This is a genomic window from Marivita sp., assembly GCF_022763305.1.
Lineage (GTDB): Bacteria > Pseudomonadota > Alphaproteobacteria > Rhodobacterales > Rhodobacteraceae > Marivita.
Genome location: NZ_JALEGT010000119.1, coordinates 1 through 22,550 on the forward strand (window position 1 = coordinate 1; position 22,550 = coordinate 22,550).

Here is a 22,550-nt window from a genome sequence, read left to right on the forward strand (position 1 = left end):
ATAATCAAACAGTACCAGCCGCTGCCCTGTTCAACATGTGGCAGAGTGAATCGGCCTAACAAAAAGTCAGGTCAATTCAGGAGGACGGGTATATCATAAGGAAAACCGCTGAAATTGTTCGCCTGATCTTCCCAATACAAAGCACTCGCGACCTTGTTCTGAACAACGGCCAGATCCGGGTTCGTCCGTGCGCCGCCAATGATCTCTTCGATCATCTGACCGGTGTTGACGTTCCCGCTGGTCAGTGCCTCGATCCAGAACGCAAGGCCCGCTGCGTCAGGTTCCCGGTTGAAAAGGTTGTTGTAAATCGACGTGATGAACTGCTCGGGCGAGTTGCCCGCGGGATCGGAAAAATAGGGATAGAGCGCGCGTGTCTCATCCTGATCGGAAAAGAAGGTTGCGATCTCGAGGGTGGACACACCGTTCTCGTAGGCCGTCACCCAGAAGTCAAAGCCTTCGGGATCGGGTGCCCGGTTGTAGTAACCGACGTAATATCTCGCAATAATTTCTTCGACGCTGAGCATTTGGGTCCTCTCGATAGCCGATTAAACAATGACATGGCCGTCTTGCCTTTGAGAAGCGCAAACCGCTGTCGCAGAACAGTTTGATGCCCGTGCGCCCGGTCCCCGCGCGGCTCGACCGTCTGCCCCCGTCCCGATTTCGCAAAACTTTTGCGTCACCATCACGCGGCCTTCGCAACGCCTTGTTAGGCGCCTCACGCGTCACGCTTTCAGGCTGACATCCCTTTGCACTTCTCAAGGAAATACCCATGCTCAAGTTTCTTGTCCTGAGCGACCTGCATCTGGTCGACGAAAACGACACATCTCATGGCCTCGACACGCATCTGCGGATGCAGAAGGCGGTGGAGTGGATCAACACACGACATTCGGATGCGGATTTCTGTGTTCTGGCCGGAGACTTGGCGGATATCGGCTTCAAAGGCGCGGTCGATCCGTACCACCGCCTCAAGGCGCTGGTGGAGCAGATCTCCGTGCCCTGCCACATCACCATCGGCAATCACGACAATCGCGACAGCTTCCTGTCCGTCTTTGGCGCGGATCTGCGCGCCGAGACAGGATGTGTCGACAAGGTGGTCGATGCCAAAGGCTACCGCGTGATCCTGCTCGACAGTGTCGTCGAGGGCGATGACCACACCCATGGCGGGCACCTTTCGCCGCGCCAGTTGGACTGGCTGGAGGCGCGGCTGGCGGAGCATGACGGACCGGTTGCTGTCGTGCTGCATCACCATGCCAATCCTTTGCACGTTCGGGTCGACCGGATCATTCTCGAGAACGGCGACAGGTTTGTGCAGGTTCTGAAGACCCACAAGGATGTTCGGCAGGTGATCGCGGGCCATGTGCATTTCACCTCCTGCGGCCTTTGGCATGGCATCCCCTTCACCACGCTTGCGGGCAACCACTACAACGTGACGGTCCCGCTCCAGGCCGATGCCAAGGTCGACCGACTCTGGGGGCCGGCGCAGATGGCGGTCGTTCTGGGCGACGAAACCCAGACTCTTGTGCACTTCGACAATTATCTGGACGGTAATGCCGTCCTCGGCTGAGCGATGATCCGGCCCTCTCCTCGACTGACGAGGGCCGGAGTTCGGCCGATGCGACAGGCGTCACGGATTTGAATCACAACTGTCTCGATTCAGAGTCCAAAGGTTTCAAGAAGCTTCACCGAACCGTCAACAGACCGTCGTGACCCGACCGTACCAGTCCCCCGTGCGCCGGGAGCGCGACACAGATTTCTCAATGGGGACAATCATGAAATCCACCTTCATCAGCGTCTTTGCCGTCGCAGCTGCCCTTGGCGGTGCCGCGTCCGCGCAGGACAAGATCACCTTCGAATACTGGTACGGCCTTGGTGGCTATCTGGGCGATGTCGTCCAGCAGACCTGCGACCGTTTCAACCAAAGCCAGACTACTTACGAAATCACCTGCGTCGGTCAGGACGGCTATGCCACCGCCGTTCAGAACACCATCGCCGCCTTCCGCGCGGGCAAGCACCCGACCATCGTTCAGGCCTACGATGCCGGCACCGCCGACCTGATGATGTCGGGCGAGTTCTACCCCGTGCAGAAGATGATGGCCGATTTCAACATCGACATCGACTGGGACAACTATTTCCCCGGCATTTCGAACTACTATGCCGCCTCCAATGGCGAGCTGTTCTCGATGCCGTTCAACTCGTCAACACCGGTCATGTACTACAATGTCGACGATTTCGCTGCTGCGGGCATCGACACCCCTCCTGCCACATGGGAAGCCTTCGAAGAGGCGCTGCGCGCGCTTGAAGCGGCCCAGCCGGAGAAGTGCAACTACGGCTATGCCCCGTCGACATGGGTCGACCTCGAGCAGTTCTCGATGGCACACGGTATCCCGGTTGCCTCCCGGAACAATGGCTATGACGGTCTGGACGCGGAATACGTCTACAACACGACCCAGCACGTCAAATACATGGAAGACGTCAAGCGCTGGCTTGATGAAGGCCTGCTTGAAATCAAGACAAGCCAGGGTGGGATAAACTCGCGCGACGCCTTCGCACAGAACCAGTGTTCGATCTATTTCGGCTCCATTGCATCGCACGCCACGGTGCACGCTTCGGCTGTCGACGGTCTGAACTGGGACGTCGCAATGATCCCGGTCTATGAGGGCTTTGAGCGCACGAACACCGTGGTGGGTGGCGCGTCGCTCTGGGTTCTCTCCGGCAAGTCGGAAGATGAGTATCGCGGCGCTGCCGAATACCTGAAGTTCCTTGCAACTCCGGAAAGCGAAAAGTTCTGGGTCTCCAACACCGGCTACATTCCGGTGACCAAGGCGGCCTTCGATCAGCTGACCGCCGAAGGCTTCTACGACAACCCGCCCTACAAAGGCCGCGAAGTCGCAATGAAGTCTCTGACCTATACCGACCCAACGCCGCTGACCCGTGGCATCCGTCTGGGTGGCTTCATCCAGGCCCGCGGCGAATGGACCGCCGAAGTCGAAGCGGCGCTTGCCGGTCAGAAGACGATGCAAGAGGCCCTGGACACGGCCGTGGAACGCTCGAACGAGGTTCTGCGCCGGTTCGAGCGCACATATCGCGGCAAGCAGCTGCCCTGATCTTTTCGATCCGGCCCCGAAGCGGGCCACCGACAAAGCTCCGTCCCGAAGCATTCGGGGCGGAGGTGTCCTGACGGGGGAACAACATGCGTCGCGCCTATTTCAAGAACAACTGGATCGCCGCGCTGGTCGTGGCTCCGCAACTTCTGATCATCTTCGTCTTCTTCTACTGGCCCACCAGCCAGGCGCTTTACTGGGCATTCACCTTCGAACAGCCTTGGGGCGGCGGCAATGAGTGGGCCGGGTTCGAGAATTTCCGCGCCATCCTGACTGACGGTCGCTACTGGGACTCGATCAAGGTCTCGATCATCTACGCCGCCGGTGCGACGGTCCTGTCGATGGGCATGGCTCTCATCCTCGCCGTTTTCGCGGATCGTCAACTGCGCGGCTACAAGTATTACCGCATCGGCGCGATCTGGCCTTACGCGGTCGCGGCGCCTGCCGTGGGGCTCGCGTTCCGGTTCATCTTCAACCCCTCCGCCGGGATCATGTCCTACGTCAACGCGGCCTTCCCCGGCTTCTGGGACCCGATCCTGAACGGGAACCATGCCCTGATCATGGTGATCATTGCGGGGGCGTGGAAGCAGGTGGCTTATAATTTCATCTTCTTCCTCGCTGGTCTGCAGTCGATCCCCCGCTCTCTGATCGAGGCGGGCGCGATGGATGGAGCAAGCGTGCTGCGCCGGATGCGGGACATCCAACTGCCTCTGCTGGCACCCACCTTTTTCTTCGTCCTCGTCATCAACATCACCGACAGCTTCACCGACAGCTTCGGCATCGTCGACACGATGACGGCAGGTGGCCCGGCCCGCGCGACGAACCTGATGGTCTACAAGATCTATGTCGATGGCTTTCAGGGGCTCGACTACTCGGGTGCTGCGGCACAGTCGATCATCCTGATGTTCCTCGTGATCGCGCTGACCGTCATCCAGTTCCGCTACATCGAACGCAAGGTGCACTACTCATGACACAGGCCGATCTTCCCCTCGCGTCTGCCGTCCGGGACACGGATGCGCGCATCACCAATCCGCTGCGCCGGCGCCGGATGCCCGGCATGGTCGAGAACACGCCGCTGCTCAACATCATGACGCATGTGATCCTGCTCACCGGCATGATCATCCTGCTTTTCCCGATGTACCTCGTGTTCAACGCGGCGACCCTGTCGCTGCAGGAGGTCAATGCGCAGCCCGCCCATCTGCTGCCCGGGGACCAGTTCTGGAACAACATCCGGGAGGCCTGGATCACGCGCGATTTCGGTCAGAAATTCGTCAATTCGCTGATCGTCGCGGTCGGTGTCGTGTCGGGCAAGATCTTCATCGCCTGCATCACCGCCTTCGGCCTCGTGTTCTTTGACCACCGGCTGCGCATGCCGATCTTCTGGATGGTGTTCATCACACTGATGCTGCCCCTCGAAGTGCGGATCGTGCCGACCTACGCGGTGGCAGCGAACGCGCTGCAGCCCTTCCAAACCATCTTCGACTGGACCGGGATCAGCTGGTTCATCCGGACGGTGTCCGGGATCGAGGTCGCGCTCGAATGGAACATGCTGAACTCATATACTGGGCTGATCGTACCGCTGGTCGCCACGGCCACCGGGACCTTTCTCTATCGTCAGTTCTTTCTGACCATCCCGGACGAGTTGGTCGAAGCGGCCAAGATGGATGGCGCAGGTCCGCTGAGATTTCTGGCCGAAATCCTGGTTCCCCTATCACGCACCAATATCGCGGCCCTGGCCACGATCATGTTCGTCTACAGCTGGAACCAGTATCTCTGGCCGCTGCTGATCATCACTGACCCGAATTACGGCGTCGTTGCGGTCGAACTGGGCAAGCTGGTGCCTGACACCAATTCCACCGGCGGCGCGATCCCCAACTGGCACATCGCCATGGCCGGCACCCTCATCGTGACCATCCCCCCGGTGATCGTCGTCATCTTCATGCAGCGCTGGTTCGTGCGCGGCCTGATCAACACCGATAAGTGAGACCTTCCCATGGCCAATATCGACATCCGCCAAGTCCGCAAATCCTATGGCAAGGACGAAGTGATCCACGGCGTCGACCTCACCGTTCAAAACGGAGAATTCGTTGTCATCCTCGGCCCGTCCGGCTGCGGCAAGTCCACGCTTCTGCGCATGATCGCCGGGCTTGAAGACATCTCGGGCGGCGAGATCGCCATCGCAGGCACCGTGGTTAATGACCTCGAACCGCGCCAGCGCGGCTGCGCCATGGTGTTCCAGAACTATGCGCTCTACCCGCACATGACCGTGGCCGAGAACATCGGATATGCCCTCAAGGTCGCGGGCATCAAGAAACCTGAGCGGCTGGAGAAAGTCCGCGCAGTTGCGAAATCCGTCGGGCTGGAAGAGTTCATGGATCGCAAGCCGGGGCAATTGTCGGGCGGACAGCGCCAACGCGTCGCGATGGCCCGCGCCATCATCCGCGAACCCAAGGTGTTCCTGTTCGACGAGCCGCTGTCCAACCTCGATGCAAAGCTGCGCGTTCAGATGCGGCACGAAATCCGCCGCATCCACAACCGCATTCAGGCCACCTCGGTCTTCGTCACCCATGACCAGCACGAAGGCATGACGCTTGCTGACCGAATGGTCATCATGAACAAGGGCACGATCGATCAGGTCGGCACGCCGGAAGAAGTCTACAACCGCCCCGCCACCGTCTACGTGGCCGGGTTCATCGGATCGCCCGCAATGAACTTCCTCTCGGGTCAGGTCTCTGCGGACCACGGTGCCATTCTTCTGGCCGATGACAGCCGGATCGAAATCGCGAGCGATGCTGCGCGCAGACACGCCGGCACCCTGGTTCAACTGGGCCTTCGCCCCGAAGACCTGACACTATGCGTGCCCGGTGCCGGACACCTGACCGGCAGGTTCGATTTTTACGAAGAACTCGGTTCTTCGGGCCTGTATCACCTCATGATCGAAGACGTGCCCTTCACCGTTCTCTCCACGGCCAAACCCCGGTTCAAGCATGGTGATCCCGTGGGTGTGATTGCGGACCTTGGCAAACTGCACGTGTTTGCAGCGAGGGACGGCGTGCGGATCGAAATGGAAGAACAGAGGGCACGTCAGATGGAGCCTGCGGAATGAAACTCGCCAGCTACAACATCCAGTACGGCAAGGGTAAGGACGGTCAGTTCGACCTTGCCCGCATCGTATCCGAACTCGGAGACCCCGATCTCATTGCTCTGCAGGAGGTGGAAACCTTTACCGCGCGATCCGGCATGGTGCATCAGGCAGAAGAGATCGCAGCACGCCTGCCCCACATGCACTGGGTCTACGGTCCGGGCATCGACCTTGACGCATCCGAGATCGTGGACGGCAAGCCGGTGCACCGCCGCCGCCAGTTCGGCAACATGGTGCTCTGCCGCTGGCCGATCCTGTCCTCGATCACCCATACATTGCCAAAGATCGCGCTGCTCAACACATTCCACCTGCAGCGCACGCTGGTGGAGTGCGTGATCGATGCGCCCTCAGGCCCGCTGCGGTTCTGCTCGGTGCATCTGGATCATGTCTCGACCGACACGCGGCGGGATCAGGTCGAGTATATGTGCGACCTGCTGCTGCGCGGTCATGAACGTGGCGCAAGCGCAGGTGGCGTGGTCAAAGACCCCGATTGGAACGACCGCCCGATGCCGCCGCAACCGATGCGCGCGATCATCATGGGGGACATGAATTTCGAACCCGACAGCCGTGAGTACAGCCGCGTTGTAGGCGACCTGTCCCACATGCACGGCCGCACGATCCGCGCTCACGGATTGGCCGATGCGTGGACATTGGCAGGCCATTCCGAAGGCGACGGCGACACCATCCCCAAAGAAGGCCGGGGGCCGCGCCGCATCGACCATTGTTTCGTCACGACGGATTTGGCACACAGGATCCAGTCGATGGAGATCGGAACCGATGCACAAGGCTCCGATCACCAGCCGATCTTCGTGACACTCGATTTATGAGGCTCTGATGCGTGCGCATCCGCTAGAAGCCGTCCGCGCACGCATCGCTGATTTCAAAGCCGTCTTTGCCATACCCGCCTTCGCCACCTACCAGGCGGGCAACCTGATCATGACCACCGGCTTCTGGATGCAACGCATCGCGGTCGGCTGGGTCACATGGGAACTGACCGGCTCCGAGGCGTGGCTGGGCACAGTGGCCTTTGCCGAACTGTTCCCCTCGCTGCTGACGGCGCTGTGGGGTGGATCGCTTGCCGACAGACATGCGGCGCCGAGGATCATGTATTGGGGACAGATCGCCAGCGCCGCCGTGTCGGTGTCCTTGGCCCTTCTCTATTTCAGCGGTGGCCTGACCCCATGGGCGATGGCGGGCATGATGGCGGTTCTGGGCGCGGTATCCGGCGTGCTGCTGCCTGCCCGATTGTCGATGGCACGACACCTTGCGCCACCGAAACTTCTCTCCTCAGCCCTTGCGGTGAATTCCACAGGCTTCAACCTGTCGCGGTTTCTTGGCCCGGCCCTCGCCGCAGGTTTGCTGGTGCTCGGCTCTGCAGGACTGGTCTTCACCGTCTCGGCAATCGGTTTCCTCGCCCTGTCGATCGCACTCTACCGCATCCGGAACGTGCCGGCGCAGACCGACCGTGTGGTGTCGACCCAGCCCGTCAACATGGCAGGCGTCCTGCGCGACCTGCTGCACGCGCCGCTCATTCTCGGCGTTCTGATGCTGCAACTGGCGCAGGGGCTCTTGATCCGACCAGCCAGCGAATTGTTCCCCGCCTATTCCGAGGTGGCCTTTGGACGGGGCGAAGTTGGGCTGGGCCTCTTGAATGCCGCGCTTGGGATCGGTGCGATCCTGGGGGCGCTTCTGATGTCCAAAGCGCAGGACGGACGCGCCGCGTTGGTGCAGATCCTGACCACATCAGCCGTTTTCGCGCTCTCCCTGCTTGTCTTCGCGGTCACATCCGTCTTCTGGCTGGCACTCGCTGTTCTGCTGCTGCACGGCGCGACCATGTCGTCGTCGAACATCGCAGCACTGGCCTATGTCCAGCTGGAGGCACCGCAGGACCGGCTTGGGCGGATTCTCAGCCTCTACACCATCATCTTCCGGGTCGGCCCGGCGCTTGGCGCGTTTCTGTTCGGCATCACAGCAGAGGCAACAAGCCTGATGACCACGGGCATCAGTTTTGCCCTTGCCGGACTGCTGGCCACCGGCGGACTGGCTTTGTTCATTCTCAAACCAAGAGATCAGAACCATGACCGATCGTGACCGTGCTTTCGCCTACCTGACCGGAGCTTTGACGGAGAGCCAACTCCCCGCTGCTGTCGGGCTCAAGTTCACGCCGGATGGTCAGCCGCTGACATGCCGTGGCAACACGACGATTTGCCATGTGGACCCCAACTCCGATGCATTTGCCGCACTGGTCGAGGCACAGAACAGGCTCAAGGCCGGCCCGTTTGCCAGTGGGTTCACGTTCCTGCCGCACGAAAGTTTTCACATGACGATCTTCGAAGGCGTCATTGACTACAGCCGAACCCAAGACCGCTGGCCGGGGCACCTTCCCACAGACGCGCCCTTGGACAGAGTGACCGCGGATTTCGCGACGCGCCTGCGCGACATTGGCCTGTCCCGCACGGTGGTCGCCCGCCCAACCGGAATTTTTGGCGGCTTCAGCGTTCGCATGACAGGCGCCGACAAGAGCGAGGAGGCCTTGCTCCGCCTGACCCGGGACCAGTTGCAGGCGGCAACCAATCTGGTGCGCCCGGACCATGATGCCTACAACTTCCACATTACACTGGCCTACAATCTGCGCTGGTTTTCGACAGAAGAAGCCCACTCGATCATCGCGCTCTCGCAGGAAGTCGGCGCTGAGTTGGTTCAACGGGTCCCCCGCATCGTGCTTGGGCCCGTCGAATTCTGCACCTTCGAAACGATGCATCACTTCGACAGGCAGCACTGGATCGACTAGGTGCGACGCCTTTGACACAATCACAGCCCGCACTCCGCGAGGCTGCGGACGATGTCATTCGCACCGAAGAAAGCGCTGGCCGCTTGCGAGCGGCCAAGCACAGGTTTCTGCGACCGGGCATCAACATGGTCGTAGCCAGCCCGTATCGGGCGTGGCTCACTCTGCCGCTTCCCTGCGATCTGCGCTGGCGCCATAGCCGCCGCCGCCGGGGGTCTTGATGATGAAGACATCCCCCGGTGACATTTCGCGCCGGTCGTTACCGTGTAGCCGCTCAACCGTTCCATTCCTGCGCGCAACGAGGTTTTCCCCCGGCAGGCCGGGCGCGCCGCCGTTCACCCCGAAGGCGCAGGTCTTTCGGTGGGACGACAGGACCGTCACCGTCATGGGTGACAGGAATTCCAGTGACCGGATGATCCCGTCGCCGCCGGACTGCGCGCCCCTGCCCCCGGATCCGCGACGGATCGAAAATTCCCGGACGCGGACGGGAAAGCGCTGTTCGAGCACTTCGGGATCGGTCATGCGCGTGTTGGTCATGTGGCTGTGCACCGCCGAGCACCCGTCAAAGCCCGGTCCCGCCCCCGTCCCACCGCAAATGGTTTCGTAATTCTGAATCTCGTCATTGCCGTAGACGAAATTGTTCATCGTCCCCTGGCTGCCGGCAACAACACCAAGCGCGCCGTAAATTGCATCTGCAATGGCCTGGCTGACCTCGGTGTTGCCCGAGATCACCGCGGCGGGATAGGTGGGATTGATGAAGCTGCCTTCGGGCGAGACGATGCGAATTGGCTTGAGGCAGCCCTCGTTCATCGGAATATCGCTGCCGACCAAAGTCCGGAACACATAGAGCACCACGGCATGGCAGATCGCCAGCGGCGCGTTGTAGTTCAGCGCATCCTGCGGGCTGGTGCCCGTGAAGTCGATTGTCGCACTCCGATCGCCACGATCCACGGAAATCGCGACCTCGATCTTTGCGCCACTGTCGAGCGGATAGGTGAAACGGCTGTCCTCCAACACGTCGATGACACGACGCACGGATTCCTCGGCATTGTCCTGGACGTGCTGCATGTAGGCCTGCACGACATCAGCGCCGAACTGGTCCACCGCCTTGCGCAGTTCCGAAGCGCCCTTGGCATTGGCCGCGATCTGGGCTGTCAGATCGGCCATGTTGTGCGCGATGTTGCGGCAGGGGTAACGACCGGAACCCAACAGAGCCCGCGCTTCGGCGTTGCGCAGGCGTCCCCCGGAGACAAGCTTGAAGTTCCGGATCAGGATGCCCTCCTCGTCGATATGCGCGCTGTCCGGAGGGGCTGACCCTGGTGTCTTGCCGCCGATATCCGCGTGGTGCCCCCGCGACGCGACAAGGAACTCGATGTCGTGTCCATCCCTGTCGAAGACGGGCGTCACCACCGTCACGTCCGGCAGATGTGTCCCACCGTTGAACGGATCGTTCATCATGAACACGTCACCGGGCCGGATCTGTCCGGCATTCTCGCGCAGAATGGACCGGACGCTCGCACTCATGGACCCCAGGTGCACCGGGACATGCGGCGCGTTCGCCACCAGATCGCCGTGCGCATTGAAAATGGCACAAGAGAAATCGAGCCGTTCGCGGATGTTCACAGACGCCGCCGTTTTGGCCAAGGTCGCGCCCATCTGTTCCGCAATTGACATGAACAGGTTGTTGAAAACCTCCAGCATGATGGGATCAACAGAGGTTCCGATGGCCTCATCGCGGACCAGCGGCTCGATGCGCCGCAAGACCAGCGCTCCACCGTCAAGACAGGTGGCCTGCCAGCCCTGCTCGACGACGGTGGTTCCGGTGGGCTCGTTGATCACCGCAGGTCCCGTTACCTTGGTCCCCTTGCCCATTCTGGTTCGGTCATGGGTCGCAACGGTCTGTCGCGCGCCCCCCGACCACATTCTGGCTTCGCCGTGCTGGCTGTCCTGCGGTTCTGCAACGTGCAGATGTGCGTCTGCGCCGGATGCGCCAATGGCCTCGACCGAGATCATCTCTGCGATGATGTCGTCTCCGTCGGGCCGGAACCCAAATTCGGTCTGATGTGCATCCCGGAACGCCGCGACCATATGGTCGGACCCGGCGAGCGGCACAGGCAATGTCGTCTGCGAGGCGGACATGCGCAGAAACACGCGCGTCTGCACCGCGATGTCGGCTTCGTCGACACCCTGAGCCCGGACATCGTGGCGCGCATGCCGGGCCAGCTCCTGTGCCGCGGCCTCAATCCCGGAAAGATCGGTGATGGGCAGGTTCAACTGCCGTTCCCGCATGGACACGATATCGGCAAGGCCCATGCCGAGTGCGGAAAGTACCCCGGCATAGGGATGCAGATAGACCGATGTCATGCCCAAGGCATCCGCGACAAGGCAGGCATGTTGCCCGCCTGCACCGCCGAAGCAGTTGAGCGTGTACCGCGTCACGTCATAACCGCGTGCAACGCTGATTTCCTTGATGGCATTTGCCATGTTGTCGACGGCAATCCGCAGGAACCCCTCTGCAAGGGCTTCAACGGTCATGGGCGCATCGCCGGTCTGATCAGCAATGTCTTGCGACAGCTGTTCGAACAGGGCGCGGGGCGTGTCGGCATCTAGGGGCGCATCGCTCTTGGGGCCGAAGACGCGCGGGAAAGTCTCGGGTTGCAGCTTGCCAAGGACGACATTGCAGTCGGTGACGGTCAGAGGACCGCCGCGCCGGTAGCAGGCAGGCCCCGGATCGGCGCCCGCGCTCTCGGGGCCAACCTGCAATCGGCCATCCCGGAAAGACAGTATCGATCCCCCACCTGCCGCGACGGTGTGGATCGACATCATCGGGGCGCGCATCCGCACCCCGGCGACTTCTGTCTCGAAACTGCGCTCGAATTCGCCTGCGTAGTGGCACACATCCGTCGACGTGCCTCCCATATCGAACCCGATCAGCCGGTCGAACCCGTCTTTGTTGGCCGTCCCGACCATGCCCACAACTCCGCCTGCCGGACCGGAAAGGATCGAGTCCCGGCCATGGAACATGTCGGCATCCGTCAGGCCGCCATTCGACTGCATGAACATCAACCGATCGACCGTTCCGGGCCCAAGCGCGTCGCGCACCTGAGTGACATATCGCTTCAGGATCGGGGTCAGGTAGGCATCGGCAACCGTGGTGTCACCGCGCGAGACCAGCTTGATGAGCGCACTTGTCTGATGGCTGAGCGAAACCTGCGTAAAGCCCTGCTGTCTCGCCATCTCGCCAAGCTTCGTCTCGTGCTCGGGGTTTCGATAGCCGTGCAGCAGCGCAATGGCGACAGACCGATACCCCTGACCATAGGCGCGGCAGAGCGCCTCGCGCGCCTGAACGAGGTCCAGAGGTGTAACGACACGACCCTCGGCATCCAGTCTTTCGTCGATCTCTGCCACGTCCGCATAGAGCAGATCGGGCAGTCGGATATCGAGCGCGAAAAGATCAGGCCGGTTCTGGTATCCGATTCGCAGAAGGTCTTTGAAACCGCGCGTGATGAGAAGAAATGTCCGTTCTCCCTTCCGTTCGAGCAGCGCATTGGTGGCAACGGTAGTGCCCATCTTGACCGCCCGGATCGCGTTGGCAGGAATTGGATCGCTTGGCGTCAGCCCCAGAATATCGCGAATGCCCTGCACCGCCGCATCTTTGTAAGACTCTGGTTTTTCGGAAAGAATCTTGTGGCTTCTAAGCGCACCTTCAGGGGAACGGGCGACGATGTCGGTAAAGGTGCCGCCACGATCAATCCAGAAGTCCCACTTGGCATCCCGTTCGGTCATCATTGCTGTCTCCCAAGAACAAAGGTGTTGCCTTATGGTCAAAACGCTGACAATTTGTCAACGTTATGTATCCGGATGCAAAAACCGGGTCATCCAACAGAGGAGTTACCAATGAAACATTTCGCAATCGTATCGGCGCTCGCCTTGGGCGTGACGTCCGCAGCGCAGGCCGATACATGGGACATGCCGACACCCTACGGGGATGCGACGTTCCACACGCAGAACATCGCCCAATTCGCAGACGAGATCGCCGCGGCAACCGACGGTGCACTCGAGATCACCGTGCATTCGGGCGGTTCGCTGTTTCCACATGGCGAAATCCGCAACGTGGTGCGTTCCGGACAGGTTCCGATCGGGGAGTTCTTCCTGTCGCTCCTCGTCAACGATGACGCAGCCTTCGGCATCGACAGCCAGCCCTTCGTCGCAACAAGCTATGACGACGCGGCCCGCCTTTGGGCTGCGCAGGAACCGGTGATCACCGAACTGCTGTCGGCGCAGGGCCTGATGCCCCTCTTCTCGGTGCCATGGCCGGCGCAAGGCCTGTATACCAACGGCGAAATCGCAACTGTGGACGATCTCGCAGGTCTGCGGTTCCGTTCGTACAACGCGGCTCTCGAAGAGTTTGCCACGCTCGCCAAGGCAGCCCCGGTTCAGGTCGAAGCACCGGACATCCCGCAGGCCTTTGCCACCGGACAGGTCGAGGCGATGGTGACCTCGCCCTCCACAGGCGTGAACTCCACGGCATGGGACTTTGTCACCCACTACACCCCCATCAATGCCTGGGTGCCCAAGAACATCGTCGTCGTGAATGAACGCGCCTTCCGCCGCCTGCCCGAGGATGTTCAGGCCGCCGTCATGTCCGCCGCAGAGGCTGCAGAGGCGCGCGGCTGGGAGATGTCCGCCGCCGAAGCGGATGCACAGACCAAAGTGCTCGCGGACAACGGCATGGTGATCGTCGAGCCCAGTGCAGAACTGACCGCAGGTTTGCAGGAGATCGGGGCGCAGATGCTGGAGAATTGGAAGGCGAACGCCTCAGAGGCGGCACTTTCCATCCTGACAACCTATCAGGGGCAGTAAACCGGGCATCGCAGGTCTTCCCGGCCTGCATACTCTTGCCAAGACGGGCCCGGCGCTGGTTCTCTCTCGCCAAGAGCGCCGGGCTCGCTTTTCCCAAGGAGGCACCATGCGGGTTATCTTGGATCGGATCTATCTCGGAGCGGCATGGCTGTCGGCGTTCACCATTCTTGCCATCGCCATCCTGATCAGTGCTCAAATCTTTCTGAATGTCGCTACACGGGTCGGCGGACTGCCCCTGCCCTCCACGATCCCATCTTATGCGGATTTCTCGGGCTTCATGCTCGCGGCGGCCACGTTTCTGGCGATGCCTTACACCTTCCGCAGCGGCGGTCACATCAAGGTGTCGCTGATCACAAGCCGACTGCCCTCAAAGGCCCGCCTCTGGGCCGAGATCGCCGCGCTCGCCGTCGCCGCGTTCCTGACCGGCTTCGCCGTCTACTATATCTGGGTTCTGATCGCCGAGAGCATCCATTTCGGAGATGTGTCGAGCGGAACCATTCCGATCCCCCTGTGGATCCCGCAATCGGCAATGGGCGTTGGCATGAGCCTGCTGTGCGTCGCGGTGATCGACAGCCTTGTCCAGACCATCATCCAGGGCGAACCGGTGATCGCCGCATCCGAGGAGGCATGAGATGCCCGATCCGCTCGTTGGCCTGATCCTGCTTGCGCTGCTTTTCGTCCTTCTCGCCGGGGGCCTCTGGATTGCCCTGGCTCTGACCGGCGTCGCGGCCTTTGCCTTGGCCTTCTTTTCCAACTCCTCCGTGGGGTTGAACATGGCGGTCACCTTCTGGGGCCACAGCCATTCCTGGTCCTTGACCGCCCTGCCCCTCTTTATCCTCATGGGCGAAGTCCTGCTCCGATCCCGGCTGAGCAAGGACATGTTCAACGGGCTTGCACCGTGGCTGGGCGGACTACCGGGCCGACTCTTGCATGTGAACGTTCTGGGCTGCGCGATTTTCGCAGCGGTGTCGGGATCGTCAGCCGCGACGGCGGCCACCATCGGCAAGATGTCCATTCCCGAATTGAAGTCCCGAGGATACCCCGAGGGCCTCATCATCGGCACCCTTGCCGGATCGGCCACGCTTGGTCTTCTGATCCCCCCCTCGATCATTCTGATCGTCTACGGCGTGGCGACCGAACAGTCGATTGCGCGGCTTTTCGTGGCTGGCCTGATCCCGGGCGCGATGCTGGTCACGCTGTTCGGGGCTTACGTCGCGCTCCGAGCGTGGATGAACCCCGATCTGATCCCGGTCGAGACCACGCGGATGAGCCTGCGCGAAAAGCTGTGGGAGGCGCGTGGCCTGATCCCGGTTGCGCTGCTGATCACTGGTGTCATTGGCGCGATCTACACCGGAATGGCCTCGCCCACGGACGCGGCCGCGCTTGGCGTCTTGCTGTCGATCCTGCTCGCGGCCCTGTCCGGCACCTTCACGATGCGCGACTTTCTCGACGCGCTTCTTTCGGCGACCCGCACCTCCTGCATGATCGCGTTCATCCTGCTGGGCGCCGCATTCCTTGCCGTGGCGATGGGCTTTACCGGCCTGCCCCGCAATCTTGCAGCCTGGATCGGAGAGATGGGCCTGTCGCCCTATGTCCTTCTGGCGGTCCTGACCATCTTCTTCATCGTGCTGGGGCTTTTCCTCGACGGGATCTCGGTTGTCGTGCTGACCACCTCGATCATCATGCCGATGGTCATGGCGGTCGGGATCGACCCGATCTGGTTCGGCATCTACCTCGTGCTGGTTGTCGAGATGAGCCAGATCACACCACCTGTGGGCTTCAACCTCTTCGTCATTCAAGGATTGACCGGGATCGATGTCCTTCGCATTGCCAAGGCGGCATTGCCGTTCTTCTTCCTGTTGCTGCTGGCCGTCGTGTTGATCACGATCTTCCCCGGCATCGTCACCTACCTGCCGGAAGCCATGAACCGCTGACCATCACGGGCTGCGTTACAACGACGACGCAGCCCGGCTTGCCTGATCATACTGGCCGGACAAGGCCCGCAGACTTGCACCCATGTTGCTCAGATCCTCGCCTGTGATGTCCATGCGACCCAGCCCATCCAGCAGGCACCTTTCGCGCACAATGCGGTACGCATCGCAGAGCTTTTCCCCGGTCTCCGATGTTCGGTAGAACACTTCCTTGCCGCGCTTTTCGGACTCGATCAGTCCCGCTTTCGACAGCTTACGGAGCGCATAATTCACGGTGTGCGTGTCGTCGATATTGAGCAGGAAACAGACATCGCTCAGCCGTTTGTCCCGTCCGCGATGGTTCACATTGTGCAGGACAAGAATTTCGAGAGGGCTCATCTCCGTATGGCCGGCGGCTGCCATACATTTGACCATCCACCGTGAGAACGCGTTGAATGCGATGATCAACCCGAATTCGAACTCGGACGCTTCCCAGCCTTCACCTTCGGCAAGGTGACGGGAAGAAACAATCTTGCGCCGCGTCTGATCTGTCATGGCATTTTACCTGCGATTTACCGACATCCTATTGTTATACTGCGGCGATGCACAGTGCAAACAGCGTTGATGCAAGATGTGGTGGAGATTTTACTGCTGGGTCCACTTGCTGTCCCGACCGTTCCGGCGGTCGTCTGCGTCCCGAACCGGGCGCAACAGATCTGACGCGTGTCCATGTCGGCCGGCACGGCGGCAGGGGTCCAACGCGTTCCAGAAAACCACCGGACCGCACAAGACATGGCGGTCCGGTGAGAGCATCAGTTTTGCAGGGCCTCTGCGACAGCGGCGTCCAGCGTCGTGGTGGGCCGACCGATTAGGCGCGACAGGTCACCACTGTCGGTGCTCAGCCACCCCTCCGGAATGCCCGCTTCGGCATCTGCAATCACAGCCGCAAATCCCTCGGGCAGCCCGACACTGGCCAGAATGCCTGCATAGCTGTCCTTTGGCAGGTCGTTGTATGGGATCGCCCTGCCGACGTGGCGCGATAGCGCGGCCGCCATGTCGTTCAACGTGATGGCTGTATCTGCGCCCAGCTCATAGATCATGTTGTCGTGGCCATTTCCGGCCGCAACCGCCGCCAGCGCCTCGCCAAGGTCCTGCCGGGTGGCCGGAGTTGTCTTTCCATCCCCGGTCGCACCGATCATCGCGCCCTGTTCGACGGCGATCGGCAAAGACGCCGTCCAGTTCTCAAAGTACCACGGATTGCGCAGAATTGTGTAAGTGATCCCCGAATTCGTCAGGATCTCTTCGGTCTTGCGATGATCCCGCGCGATCAGCAGCGGGCTTTGATCTGCCTTCAAGATCGAGGTATAGATGATCCGACCGACACCAGCAGCCTGTGCCGCCGTGATCACGTTTTCATGCTGCCCGACGCGGTCCGCAAAATCCGAAGACGAGACCAACGCCAGAACATCGACACCAAGCAGCGCCACCTGCAGGGTTTCGGGTTTCGTGTAATCGAACGCGCGGGTTTCGACACCCAGATCGGCCACCTTGGCGGTGTCCCGTGCGAGAGCGATGATCGACCCGGCATCGACGTGGGATTTCAAAGCTTGGACAGCGATACGACCGAGTTGGCCGCTTGCCCCGGAAATGGCGATTGTCATGTGGAAGGCTCCTTGTCGGTTTCATTGACGAGAAGCGATGTAGAACCTAAGCTATCTTTAAGTAAGTACGCACCAAAAAGTAAGAATGAACTTTTTGAAACCCGAGTTGGACTTCGCCCCCGACGTGATGAGCGAAATGTGCCCCTCCCGTCGCCTGCTGAATGACGTGACCAGCAAGTGGGGTATCTTCGTGATGCTGGCACTGCACAGCGAAACCATGCGGTTCAGCAGCTTGCGACGCCGCATCGGCGGGGTCAGTGAAAAGATGCTGTCTCAAACGCTCAAGACGCTCGAAGCCGATGGATTTGTCGCACGCCGCAGCTTTGACGTCGTGCCACCGCATGTCGAATACTCGCTGACAGAGCACGGGATGGAATTGGCCGGTCACCTCAAGGGGCTGGCCCTGTGGCTGGAAAAGACGTTGCCGGATTTGCCCTGCGCACAGGAGTTGCTTGACCGCAAGTGATAACCATGCGCCGGCCTGCACCGCCGTCCTTGCATCGCCGGAGGATGCGATCCATGCACCGATGCCAGAGCCGCAGCATTCACAAGACAGGTTTGGAAAACGCGGCCTGCACCCTCCGTCAAACAATGACATCCAGCACGGTTTGGTCTCCCTCGAAGCGCATCGACACGGCATGTGCCTCGGCCTCGCTCATGGCGCGAAAGAGCCGATCCCTCTGGTTCTCGGGATGACCCGAGAGGTAGAATTGCGTCGTCAGGACCTCTTGCCCCGCAGCGTCGAAGATTTTGACATGGATATGCGGTGTGCGCCCCGGATAGGAGACCGGTTTGATCGTCCTGAACCGGTATTCGCCACCACCGCCCGTAATGTCATGTCCAAAACCTTGAAAGGCCATGTCCTGAGGTGCCGTATTTCGGTCTCGCGGATGCATGTACCGGCCGTTCACGTCGCATTGCCAGATTTCAACCCTGTACCCGACCCGCGGGCCACCTGCCTCATCAAGCACGCGCCCGGACAAGGTGATGATTTCACCGCCGGCGTCTTTTACCTGACCAGCGATCCGAACAAGATCGTTGTCCACATCCGCGAACCGCATCGAAGGGTCCGGATAATATGGGCCCTCCATTGCGCTCGGGGTTTCAATGGCGGCCGCCGCACGTCCGGCAGTCAGGGCCGCAAATGTGCTCGTCATCCAGGTAAAGAACGTCCGTCTGTTGGTGGTATTCGACATGCATGTCTCCATTCAAACGCCCGGCCATTTCCGAGGCACCACATACGCCACTGCATGAGGTTTTGGCCCGACTGGGCATCATCCCTCGTAGCTTGCACGAAGACCTAGAGCGTTTCCGTCGCGGGAGAATTCAAGACTGCAAAACTCCGCTCATGCCCGAAAGACCCTCGGCAGGCGCGCGAATCCGCCGCGCTTCTGCAGCCGCCCCGCTGCAAGGGAGAGGTTGTCGTGGTCGCGGAATACCGCGATGTTAGGCGCATCGACGAGAGCCGCCGTAGCCAAGAGACCTGACATGACCCTGATCCGCGAAGACGATCTGATCGCCTCCATTGCCGAGGCGCTGCAATACATCTCCTATTACCATCCGCCCGATTTCATCCGCGCCATGTCGGACGCGTGGGAGCGCGAGGAAAACCCCGGCGCGAAACAGGCCATGGCGCAGATTCTGGTCAACAGCCGCATGTGCGCGCTGGGACGCCGCCCGATCTGCCAGGACACGGGTGCCGCCAACATCCACATCAAGTACGGCGTCGAAGCCCGCACCGATTTCAAACGCTCCCTGCAGGATATCTGTGACGAAGGCACCCGTTTGGGTTACCTGCGCGACACCAACCCGCTGCGCGCATCCGTCGTCGTCGATCCCTTCGGCGACCGCAAGAACTCAGGGGACAACACCCCCTGCATGCTCACCGTCGAGATGGTCGCGGGCGATACAATCGAAGTCGAGGTTGCGGCCAAGGGTGGTGGCTCCGAGAACAAGGCCAAGTTCACCACGCTGAACCCGTCCGGCAACGTGGCCGACTGGGTGGTCGATACCGTGGAAACGCTGGGCGCGGGCTGGTGCCCGCCCGGTATCCTGGGCATCGGCATCGGCGGCAATGCGGACCGGGCGATGGCGCTGGCAAAGGCGGCCCTGTCCGATCCCATCGACCTGCACGAGCTGCAGCGTCGCGGCCCGTCCAACCGCACCGAGGAACTGCGGCTGGAAATCGCCGAGCGCGTGAACGCCCTTGGCATCGGCGCGCAGGGTCTGGGTGGCGTGACAACCGTTCTTGACGTCAAGATCCGGTCCTTCCCGACCCATGCCGCGTCATTGCCGGTCGGCCTGATCCCCAATTGCGCAGCGACCCGCCACGTACATTTCACGCTCGACGGGTCCGGTCCGGCGGAGTTCACACCGCCCGATCTGGCCGACTGGCCGGAGATCCTGCTCGATCAGGCCAGCGCTCAGGCGCGGCGCATTGATCTGGACGCGCTGACCGACGAGGTGATCGCCTCGCTCGAACCCGGTCAGACGCTGCTGCTGTCGGGCACGCTCTACACGGGTCGCGACGCCGCGCACAAACGCATGATCGACATGCTGGACCGCGGGGAGCCGCTGCCAGTCGATCTCAAGGGCCGGGCGATCTACTATGTGGGCCCCGTGGATGCCGTGGGCGACGAGGCCATCGGTCCGGCAGGTCCCACAACCTCGACCCGGATGGACAAGTTCACCGACCGCATCCTGGGCGAAACGGGTCTCAAGCTGATGATCGGCAAAGCCGAACGCGGCCCGGTCGCGCTCGAAGCGATCGCCAAGCACAAGGCGGCATATCTCATCGCTGTGGGGGGCGCAGCCTATCTCGTGTCGAAAGCCATCAAGGCCGCCAAGCCCGTGGCCTTTGCCGATCTGGGGATGGAGGCGATCTACGAATTGAAGGTCGAAGACATGCCGGTGACAGTCGCCGTGGATACGGCCGGGAATTCCATCCACAAGACCGGTCCCGCGGCATGGAAGCGCGTGCCGATTTTGGCCTGACGCACACATCCGAAAAAACTGCGGACGGGCGATCCTTCAACAGGACGCCCGTCCGCGCCTCAGACCATCAAGCAGATCAAGGTTTCGATACCGAGGCGCGGGCCGGCTGCTGAACAAGAGGCAAGCGCAGCGTTGCCCGCAATCCCGGCTCTGCGCTGGTCAGCATCAGATCCCCCCCTGCCGCCTGCGCGATATCCGTCGCGATGGAAAGGCCAAGCCCCGTACCTGTTTCATCGGCGCGCGCGTGGCGTTGCATCAGGGCCGCGCGCCGCGTTTCGGGGATGCCGTCGCCATCATCCGCAACACTCAGAAGCAAGTGTGACCCGTCTGTCTGGGCCGAGATCGCGACCGTGCTTTTTGCGTGCCGCGCGGCATTTTCTGCCAATGCGCCCAAGGCTTCTGCAAGATCGGCTTCGTGCAGAGCGACCGACAGACCCGGTGCAATCCCCTGCCGCCAATCCAGTTCCGCCCCATCGGGCGTGCGCCGCAGCACGGCGATCAGCCTGTCGGCCACAAGAGCGGGGTCGGCCTGCGCATCGACGGCGCGGGTCGCGGTCCGGGCGCGGGCCAATTCCCGGTCGACGGTGCGACGCATCGCACGGGCGGTGTCCTCGATCCCCTCGGCCTGTTCGGTGGCCCCTTCACCGCGCAGACGGGCTGCCTCGCCCATGAGCGCCTGCAACGGCGTCTTGAGCCCGTGTGCAAGGTCTGCCGCGCGGGCACGGGCGCGCTCGGTTTCGGCATCGCGCGCGGTCAGCAGATCGTCGATCTCTGCCGCGACCGGGCGCAGTTCGACGGGCCAATCCTCGCCCATCCGCATGGCCCGACCAGTGCGCAGGGCCGCAATCCGCGCGCCAAGATCGCGCAGAGGTCGCAAACCAACAGAGAGCTGTGCCCAGCCCGCGGTGATCAGAGCCAGCGCCAAAAGGCCGAGATATGGGGCGAGGTCCGCCATGAAGTTCCGCCGGGCTGCGTCGAGTTCAGAGGCATTCATCCCGACCGCCGCACGTACGGCCCCGCCCCCGAGCCGCGCCGGCAGGATACTGGACCTTTCGAGCACGAGAAGATTTGCCCCTTCCGGACCCGGCAGGTGGTGCACATGGACCGCCCCGTCCCCCAATGTGTCGGCTGGCAAGTCCAGCACCGTGTCCCAAAGCGAGCGGGATCTCTGAATGGCACCCCCCTCTTCGATCTGCCAGTAGAGGCCGCCATAGGGTTGGGAAAACCTCGGGTCTGCAGGAGGGCGTGCAAGGCTCAGACCATCCGGTCCCCGTTCCAGCCCGGCCAGAACCTGATCCAGCTGGACGCTCATCTCTGCCACGGCCCTGCGTTCGACATGTGCCGCAAAAAGTGTCGCCAGCCCCAGCGCCGCAAGGCCCAGCGCAACAAGGATCGCCACCGCACCCGCCAGCGCGAGGCGGAGGCGCAGGCTCATGCCGCCTCCAGGAAATAACCAAAGCCGCGCCGCGTGCCGATCACGCCCGGCCCCAGTTTGCGGCGCAACCGCGCGATGACCGCTTCCAGTGCATTGGCCTCGCGCGCGTCATCATCGCCGTACAGATGTTCCAGCAATTCGGTCGGTGGCACGGGCCGGTCACGATGCTGCATGAGATAGGCCAGCAACCGGTATTCCAGCGCCGTGACCTGTACCGGCACACCCCGGATGGCGACCCCCATGCGGTTGGTGTCGAGGCTCAACTCGCCCGCCTCCTGCAACGCCGCCGCATGACCTCCGGCACGGCGCACCAAAGCGCGGGCGCGCGCGATCAGCTCCTCCATCCGGAACGGCTTGGGCAGGTAATCGTCGGCTCCGGCCTCGATGCCTTCCACCCGTTCCTGCCATGTCCCGCGCGCGGTCAGGACAAGCACCGGCATGGTCCGGCCATTCGCCCGCCAGCGCTTGAGAACGGCAAGACCATCAAGGGATGGCAACCCGAGATCGAGCACCACGAGATCGTAGTCTTCGGTGTCCCCTAGGAACCAGGCGTCCTCACCGTCACCCGTCATTTCGACACGGAATCCCGCCGCCGTCAGCGCCGCCTGCAGATCAGCGGCAATCCTGGGATCGTCCTCGACGGCCAGCGCGCGCAT

21 protein-coding genes are annotated in these 22,550 nt (G+C 61.7%); 13 read left to right on the forward strand and 8 right to left on the reverse strand.

Features of this window, described 5'->3' with window-relative positions; genetic code table 11:
• Positions 1–71: 71 nt before the first annotated feature.
• A complete protein-coding gene (locus tag MRY75_RS19920; RefSeq protein ID WP_292309724.1) occupies positions 72–524 on the reverse strand; it encodes a DUF4214 domain-containing protein in 453 nt (150 codons plus the stop codon).
• Between the two features lie 245 nt (positions 525–769).
• Here MRY75_RS19920 and MRY75_RS19925 point away from each other — a divergent pair, with 245 nt between their 5' ends.
• From MRY75_RS19925 to MRY75_RS19960, 8 genes are all read left to right on the forward strand, one after another.
• The gene (locus tag MRY75_RS19925; protein WP_292309725.1) at positions 770–1,564 is read left to right on the forward strand and encodes a metallophosphoesterase; all 795 of its coding nucleotides are present in this window, start codon (positions 770–772) and stop codon (positions 1,562–1,564) included.
• Positions 1,565–1,769: 205 nt separating this feature from the next.
• The gene (locus MRY75_RS19930; protein ID WP_292309726.1) at positions 1,770–3,104 is read left to right on the forward strand and encodes an extracellular solute-binding protein; all 1,335 of its coding nucleotides are present in this window, start codon (positions 1,770–1,772) and stop codon (positions 3,102–3,104) included.
• 86 nt (positions 3,105–3,190) lie between these two features.
• Positions 3,191–4,072 (forward strand): carbohydrate ABC transporter permease, encoded by an 882-nt coding sequence (locus MRY75_RS19935; protein WP_292309727.1) that lies wholly within the window; start codon positions 3,191–3,193, stop codon positions 4,070–4,072.
• Complete coding sequence (locus MRY75_RS19940; RefSeq protein ID WP_366934961.1) at positions 4,069–5,085, forward strand: ABC transporter permease subunit; 1,017 nt, start codon at positions 4,069–4,071, stop codon at positions 5,083–5,085. The genes MRY75_RS19935 and MRY75_RS19940 overlap by 4 nt, the downstream gene beginning before the upstream one ends.
• Positions 5,086–5,094: 9 nt before the next feature.
• Positions 5,095–6,207 (forward strand): sn-glycerol-3-phosphate ABC transporter ATP-binding protein UgpC, encoded by a 1,113-nt coding sequence (gene ugpC / locus MRY75_RS19945; RefSeq protein WP_292309728.1) that lies wholly within the window; start codon positions 5,095–5,097, stop codon positions 6,205–6,207.
• Entirely contained in the window at positions 6,204–7,070 is an 867-nt protein-coding gene (locus MRY75_RS19950; RefSeq protein WP_292309729.1) for an endonuclease/exonuclease/phosphatase family protein, read from the forward strand. Before ugpC ends, MRY75_RS19950 begins: the two co-directional genes overlap by 4 nt.
• Before the next feature lie 7 nt (positions 7,071–7,077).
• On the forward strand, positions 7,078–8,334 hold the full coding sequence (locus tag MRY75_RS19955) for an MFS transporter (protein WP_292309730.1): 1,257 nt from the start codon (positions 7,078–7,080) through the stop codon (positions 8,332–8,334).
• Positions 8,321–9,034, forward strand: a complete 714-nt coding sequence (locus tag MRY75_RS19960) for a DUF1868 domain-containing protein (protein WP_292309731.1) — start codon at positions 8,321–8,323, stop codon at positions 9,032–9,034. Before MRY75_RS19955 ends, MRY75_RS19960 begins: the two co-directional genes overlap by 14 nt.
• A gap of 156 nt (positions 9,035–9,190) precedes the next feature.
• Here MRY75_RS19960 and MRY75_RS19965 read toward each other — a convergent pair whose 3' ends face one another.
• Both MRY75_RS19965 and MRY75_RS21990 read right to left on the reverse strand, forming a co-directional pair.
• Positions 9,191–12,820, reverse strand: a complete 3,630-nt coding sequence (locus MRY75_RS19965; RefSeq protein WP_292309732.1) for a hydantoinase B/oxoprolinase family protein — start codon at positions 12,818–12,820, stop codon at positions 9,191–9,193.
• On the reverse strand, positions 12,780–13,076 hold the full coding sequence (locus MRY75_RS21990; RefSeq protein ID WP_366934962.1) for a zinc ribbon domain-containing protein: 297 nt from the start codon (positions 13,074–13,076) through the stop codon (positions 12,780–12,782). Before MRY75_RS21990 ends, MRY75_RS19965 begins: the two co-directional genes overlap by 41 nt.
• Between MRY75_RS21990 and MRY75_RS19970 the strand changes: the two genes are divergently transcribed.
• The 3 genes from MRY75_RS19970 (at position 12,968) to MRY75_RS19980 (ending at position 15,828) form a co-directional block, all read left to right on the forward strand.
• Positions 12,968–13,894, forward strand: a complete 927-nt coding sequence (locus MRY75_RS19970) for a TRAP transporter substrate-binding protein (RefSeq protein WP_366934963.1) — start codon at positions 12,968–12,970, stop codon at positions 13,892–13,894. The two genes, MRY75_RS21990 and MRY75_RS19970, sit on opposite strands and share 109 nt — an antisense overlap.
• Before the next feature lie 106 nt (positions 13,895–14,000).
• On the forward strand, positions 14,001–14,525 hold the full coding sequence (locus MRY75_RS19975; RefSeq protein ID WP_292309734.1) for a TRAP transporter small permease subunit: 525 nt from the start codon (positions 14,001–14,003) through the stop codon (positions 14,523–14,525).
• A 1-nt stretch (position 14,526) separates the two neighbouring features.
• A complete protein-coding gene (locus MRY75_RS19980; RefSeq protein ID WP_292309735.1) occupies positions 14,527–15,828 on the forward strand; it encodes a TRAP transporter large permease subunit in 1,302 nt (433 codons plus the stop codon).
• A gap of 15 nt (positions 15,829–15,843) precedes the next feature.
• On the opposite strand, the gene MRY75_RS19985 is transcribed toward MRY75_RS19980, so the two are convergent.
• Both MRY75_RS19985 and MRY75_RS19990 read right to left on the reverse strand, forming a co-directional pair.
• A complete protein-coding gene (locus tag MRY75_RS19985; RefSeq protein ID WP_292309736.1) occupies positions 15,844–16,359 on the reverse strand; it encodes a winged helix DNA-binding protein in 516 nt (171 codons plus the stop codon).
• 257 nt (positions 16,360–16,616) lie between these two features.
• Positions 16,617–17,465, reverse strand: a complete 849-nt coding sequence (locus MRY75_RS19990; protein WP_292309737.1) for an SDR family oxidoreductase — start codon at positions 17,463–17,465, stop codon at positions 16,617–16,619.
• A gap of 85 nt (positions 17,466–17,550) precedes the next feature.
• On the opposite strand from MRY75_RS19990, the gene MRY75_RS19995 reads away from it, so the two are divergent.
• Positions 17,551–17,931, forward strand: coding sequence for a helix-turn-helix domain-containing protein (locus tag MRY75_RS19995; RefSeq protein ID WP_292309738.1), 381 nt, complete (start codon positions 17,551–17,553; stop codon positions 17,929–17,931).
• 118 nt (positions 17,932–18,049) lie between these two features.
• Here MRY75_RS19995 and MRY75_RS20000 read toward each other — a convergent pair whose 3' ends face one another.
• A complete protein-coding gene (locus tag MRY75_RS20000; RefSeq protein ID WP_292309739.1) occupies positions 18,050–18,622 on the reverse strand; it encodes a protocatechuate 3,4-dioxygenase in 573 nt (190 codons plus the stop codon).
• Between the two features lie 331 nt (positions 18,623–18,953).
• Between MRY75_RS20000 and MRY75_RS20005 the strand changes: the two genes are divergently transcribed.
• On the forward strand, positions 18,954–20,459 hold the full coding sequence (locus MRY75_RS20005; protein WP_292309740.1) for a fumarate hydratase: 1,506 nt from the start codon (positions 18,954–18,956) through the stop codon (positions 20,457–20,459).
• A gap of 76 nt (positions 20,460–20,535) precedes the next feature.
• Here MRY75_RS20005 and MRY75_RS20010 read toward each other — a convergent pair whose 3' ends face one another.
• Both MRY75_RS20010 and MRY75_RS20015 read right to left on the reverse strand, forming a co-directional pair.
• Positions 20,536–21,894, reverse strand: a complete 1,359-nt coding sequence (locus tag MRY75_RS20010; RefSeq protein WP_292309741.1) for a HAMP domain-containing sensor histidine kinase — start codon at positions 21,892–21,894, stop codon at positions 20,536–20,538.
• On the reverse strand, positions 21,891–22,550 hold the full coding sequence (locus MRY75_RS20015; RefSeq protein WP_292309742.1) for a response regulator transcription factor: 660 nt from the start codon (positions 22,548–22,550) through the stop codon (positions 21,891–21,893). Before MRY75_RS20015 ends, MRY75_RS20010 begins: the two co-directional genes overlap by 4 nt.

Coding starts and splice junctions, on each gene's coding strand:
- MRY75_RS19920 (WP_292309724.1), bottom strand. CDS start 524: ATGCTCAGCGTCGAAGAAATTATTGCGAGATATTACGTCGGTTACTAC.
- MRY75_RS19925 (WP_292309725.1), top strand. CDS start 770: ATGCTCAAGTTTCTTGTCCTGAGCGACCTGCATCTGGTCGACGAAAAC.
- MRY75_RS19930 (WP_292309726.1), top strand. CDS start 1,770: ATGAAATCCACCTTCATCAGCGTCTTTGCCGTCGCAGCTGCCCTTGGC.
- MRY75_RS19935 (WP_292309727.1), top strand. CDS start 3,191: ATGCGTCGCGCCTATTTCAAGAACAACTGGATCGCCGCGCTGGTCGTG.
- MRY75_RS19940 (WP_366934961.1), top strand. CDS start 4,069: ATGACACAGGCCGATCTTCCCCTCGCGTCTGCCGTCCGGGACACGGAT.
- ugpC (WP_292309728.1), top strand. CDS start 5,095: ATGGCCAATATCGACATCCGCCAAGTCCGCAAATCCTATGGCAAGGAC.
- MRY75_RS19950 (WP_292309729.1), top strand. CDS start 6,204: ATGAAACTCGCCAGCTACAACATCCAGTACGGCAAGGGTAAGGACGGT.
- MRY75_RS19955 (WP_292309730.1), top strand. CDS start 7,078: ATGCGTGCGCATCCGCTAGAAGCCGTCCGCGCACGCATCGCTGATTTC.
- MRY75_RS19960 (WP_292309731.1), top strand. CDS start 8,321: ATGACCGATCGTGACCGTGCTTTCGCCTACCTGACCGGAGCTTTGACG.
- MRY75_RS19965 (WP_292309732.1), bottom strand. CDS start 12,820: ATGATGACCGAACGGGATGCCAAGTGGGACTTCTGGATTGATCGTGGC.
- MRY75_RS19975 (WP_292309734.1), top strand. CDS start 14,001: ATGCGGGTTATCTTGGATCGGATCTATCTCGGAGCGGCATGGCTGTCG.
- MRY75_RS19980 (WP_292309735.1), top strand. CDS start 14,527: ATGCCCGATCCGCTCGTTGGCCTGATCCTGCTTGCGCTGCTTTTCGTC.
- MRY75_RS19985 (WP_292309736.1), bottom strand. CDS start 16,359: ATGACAGATCAGACGCGGCGCAAGATTGTTTCTTCCCGTCACCTTGCC.
- MRY75_RS19990 (WP_292309737.1), bottom strand. CDS start 17,465: ATGACAATCGCCATTTCCGGGGCAAGCGGCCAACTCGGTCGTATCGCT.
- MRY75_RS19995 (WP_292309738.1), top strand. CDS start 17,551: ATGAACTTTTTGAAACCCGAGTTGGACTTCGCCCCCGACGTGATGAGC.
- MRY75_RS20000 (WP_292309739.1), bottom strand. CDS start 18,622: ATGACGAGCACATTTGCGGCCCTGACTGCCGGACGTGCGGCGGCCGCC.
- MRY75_RS20005 (WP_292309740.1), top strand. CDS start 18,954: ATGACCCTGATCCGCGAAGACGATCTGATCGCCTCCATTGCCGAGGCG.
- MRY75_RS20010 (WP_292309741.1), bottom strand. CDS start 21,894: ATGAGCCTGCGCCTCCGCCTCGCGCTGGCGGGTGCGGTGGCGATCCTT.
- MRY75_RS20015 (WP_292309742.1), bottom strand. CDS start 22,550: ATGCGCGCGCTGGCCGTCGAGGACGATCCCAGGATTGCCGCTGATCTG.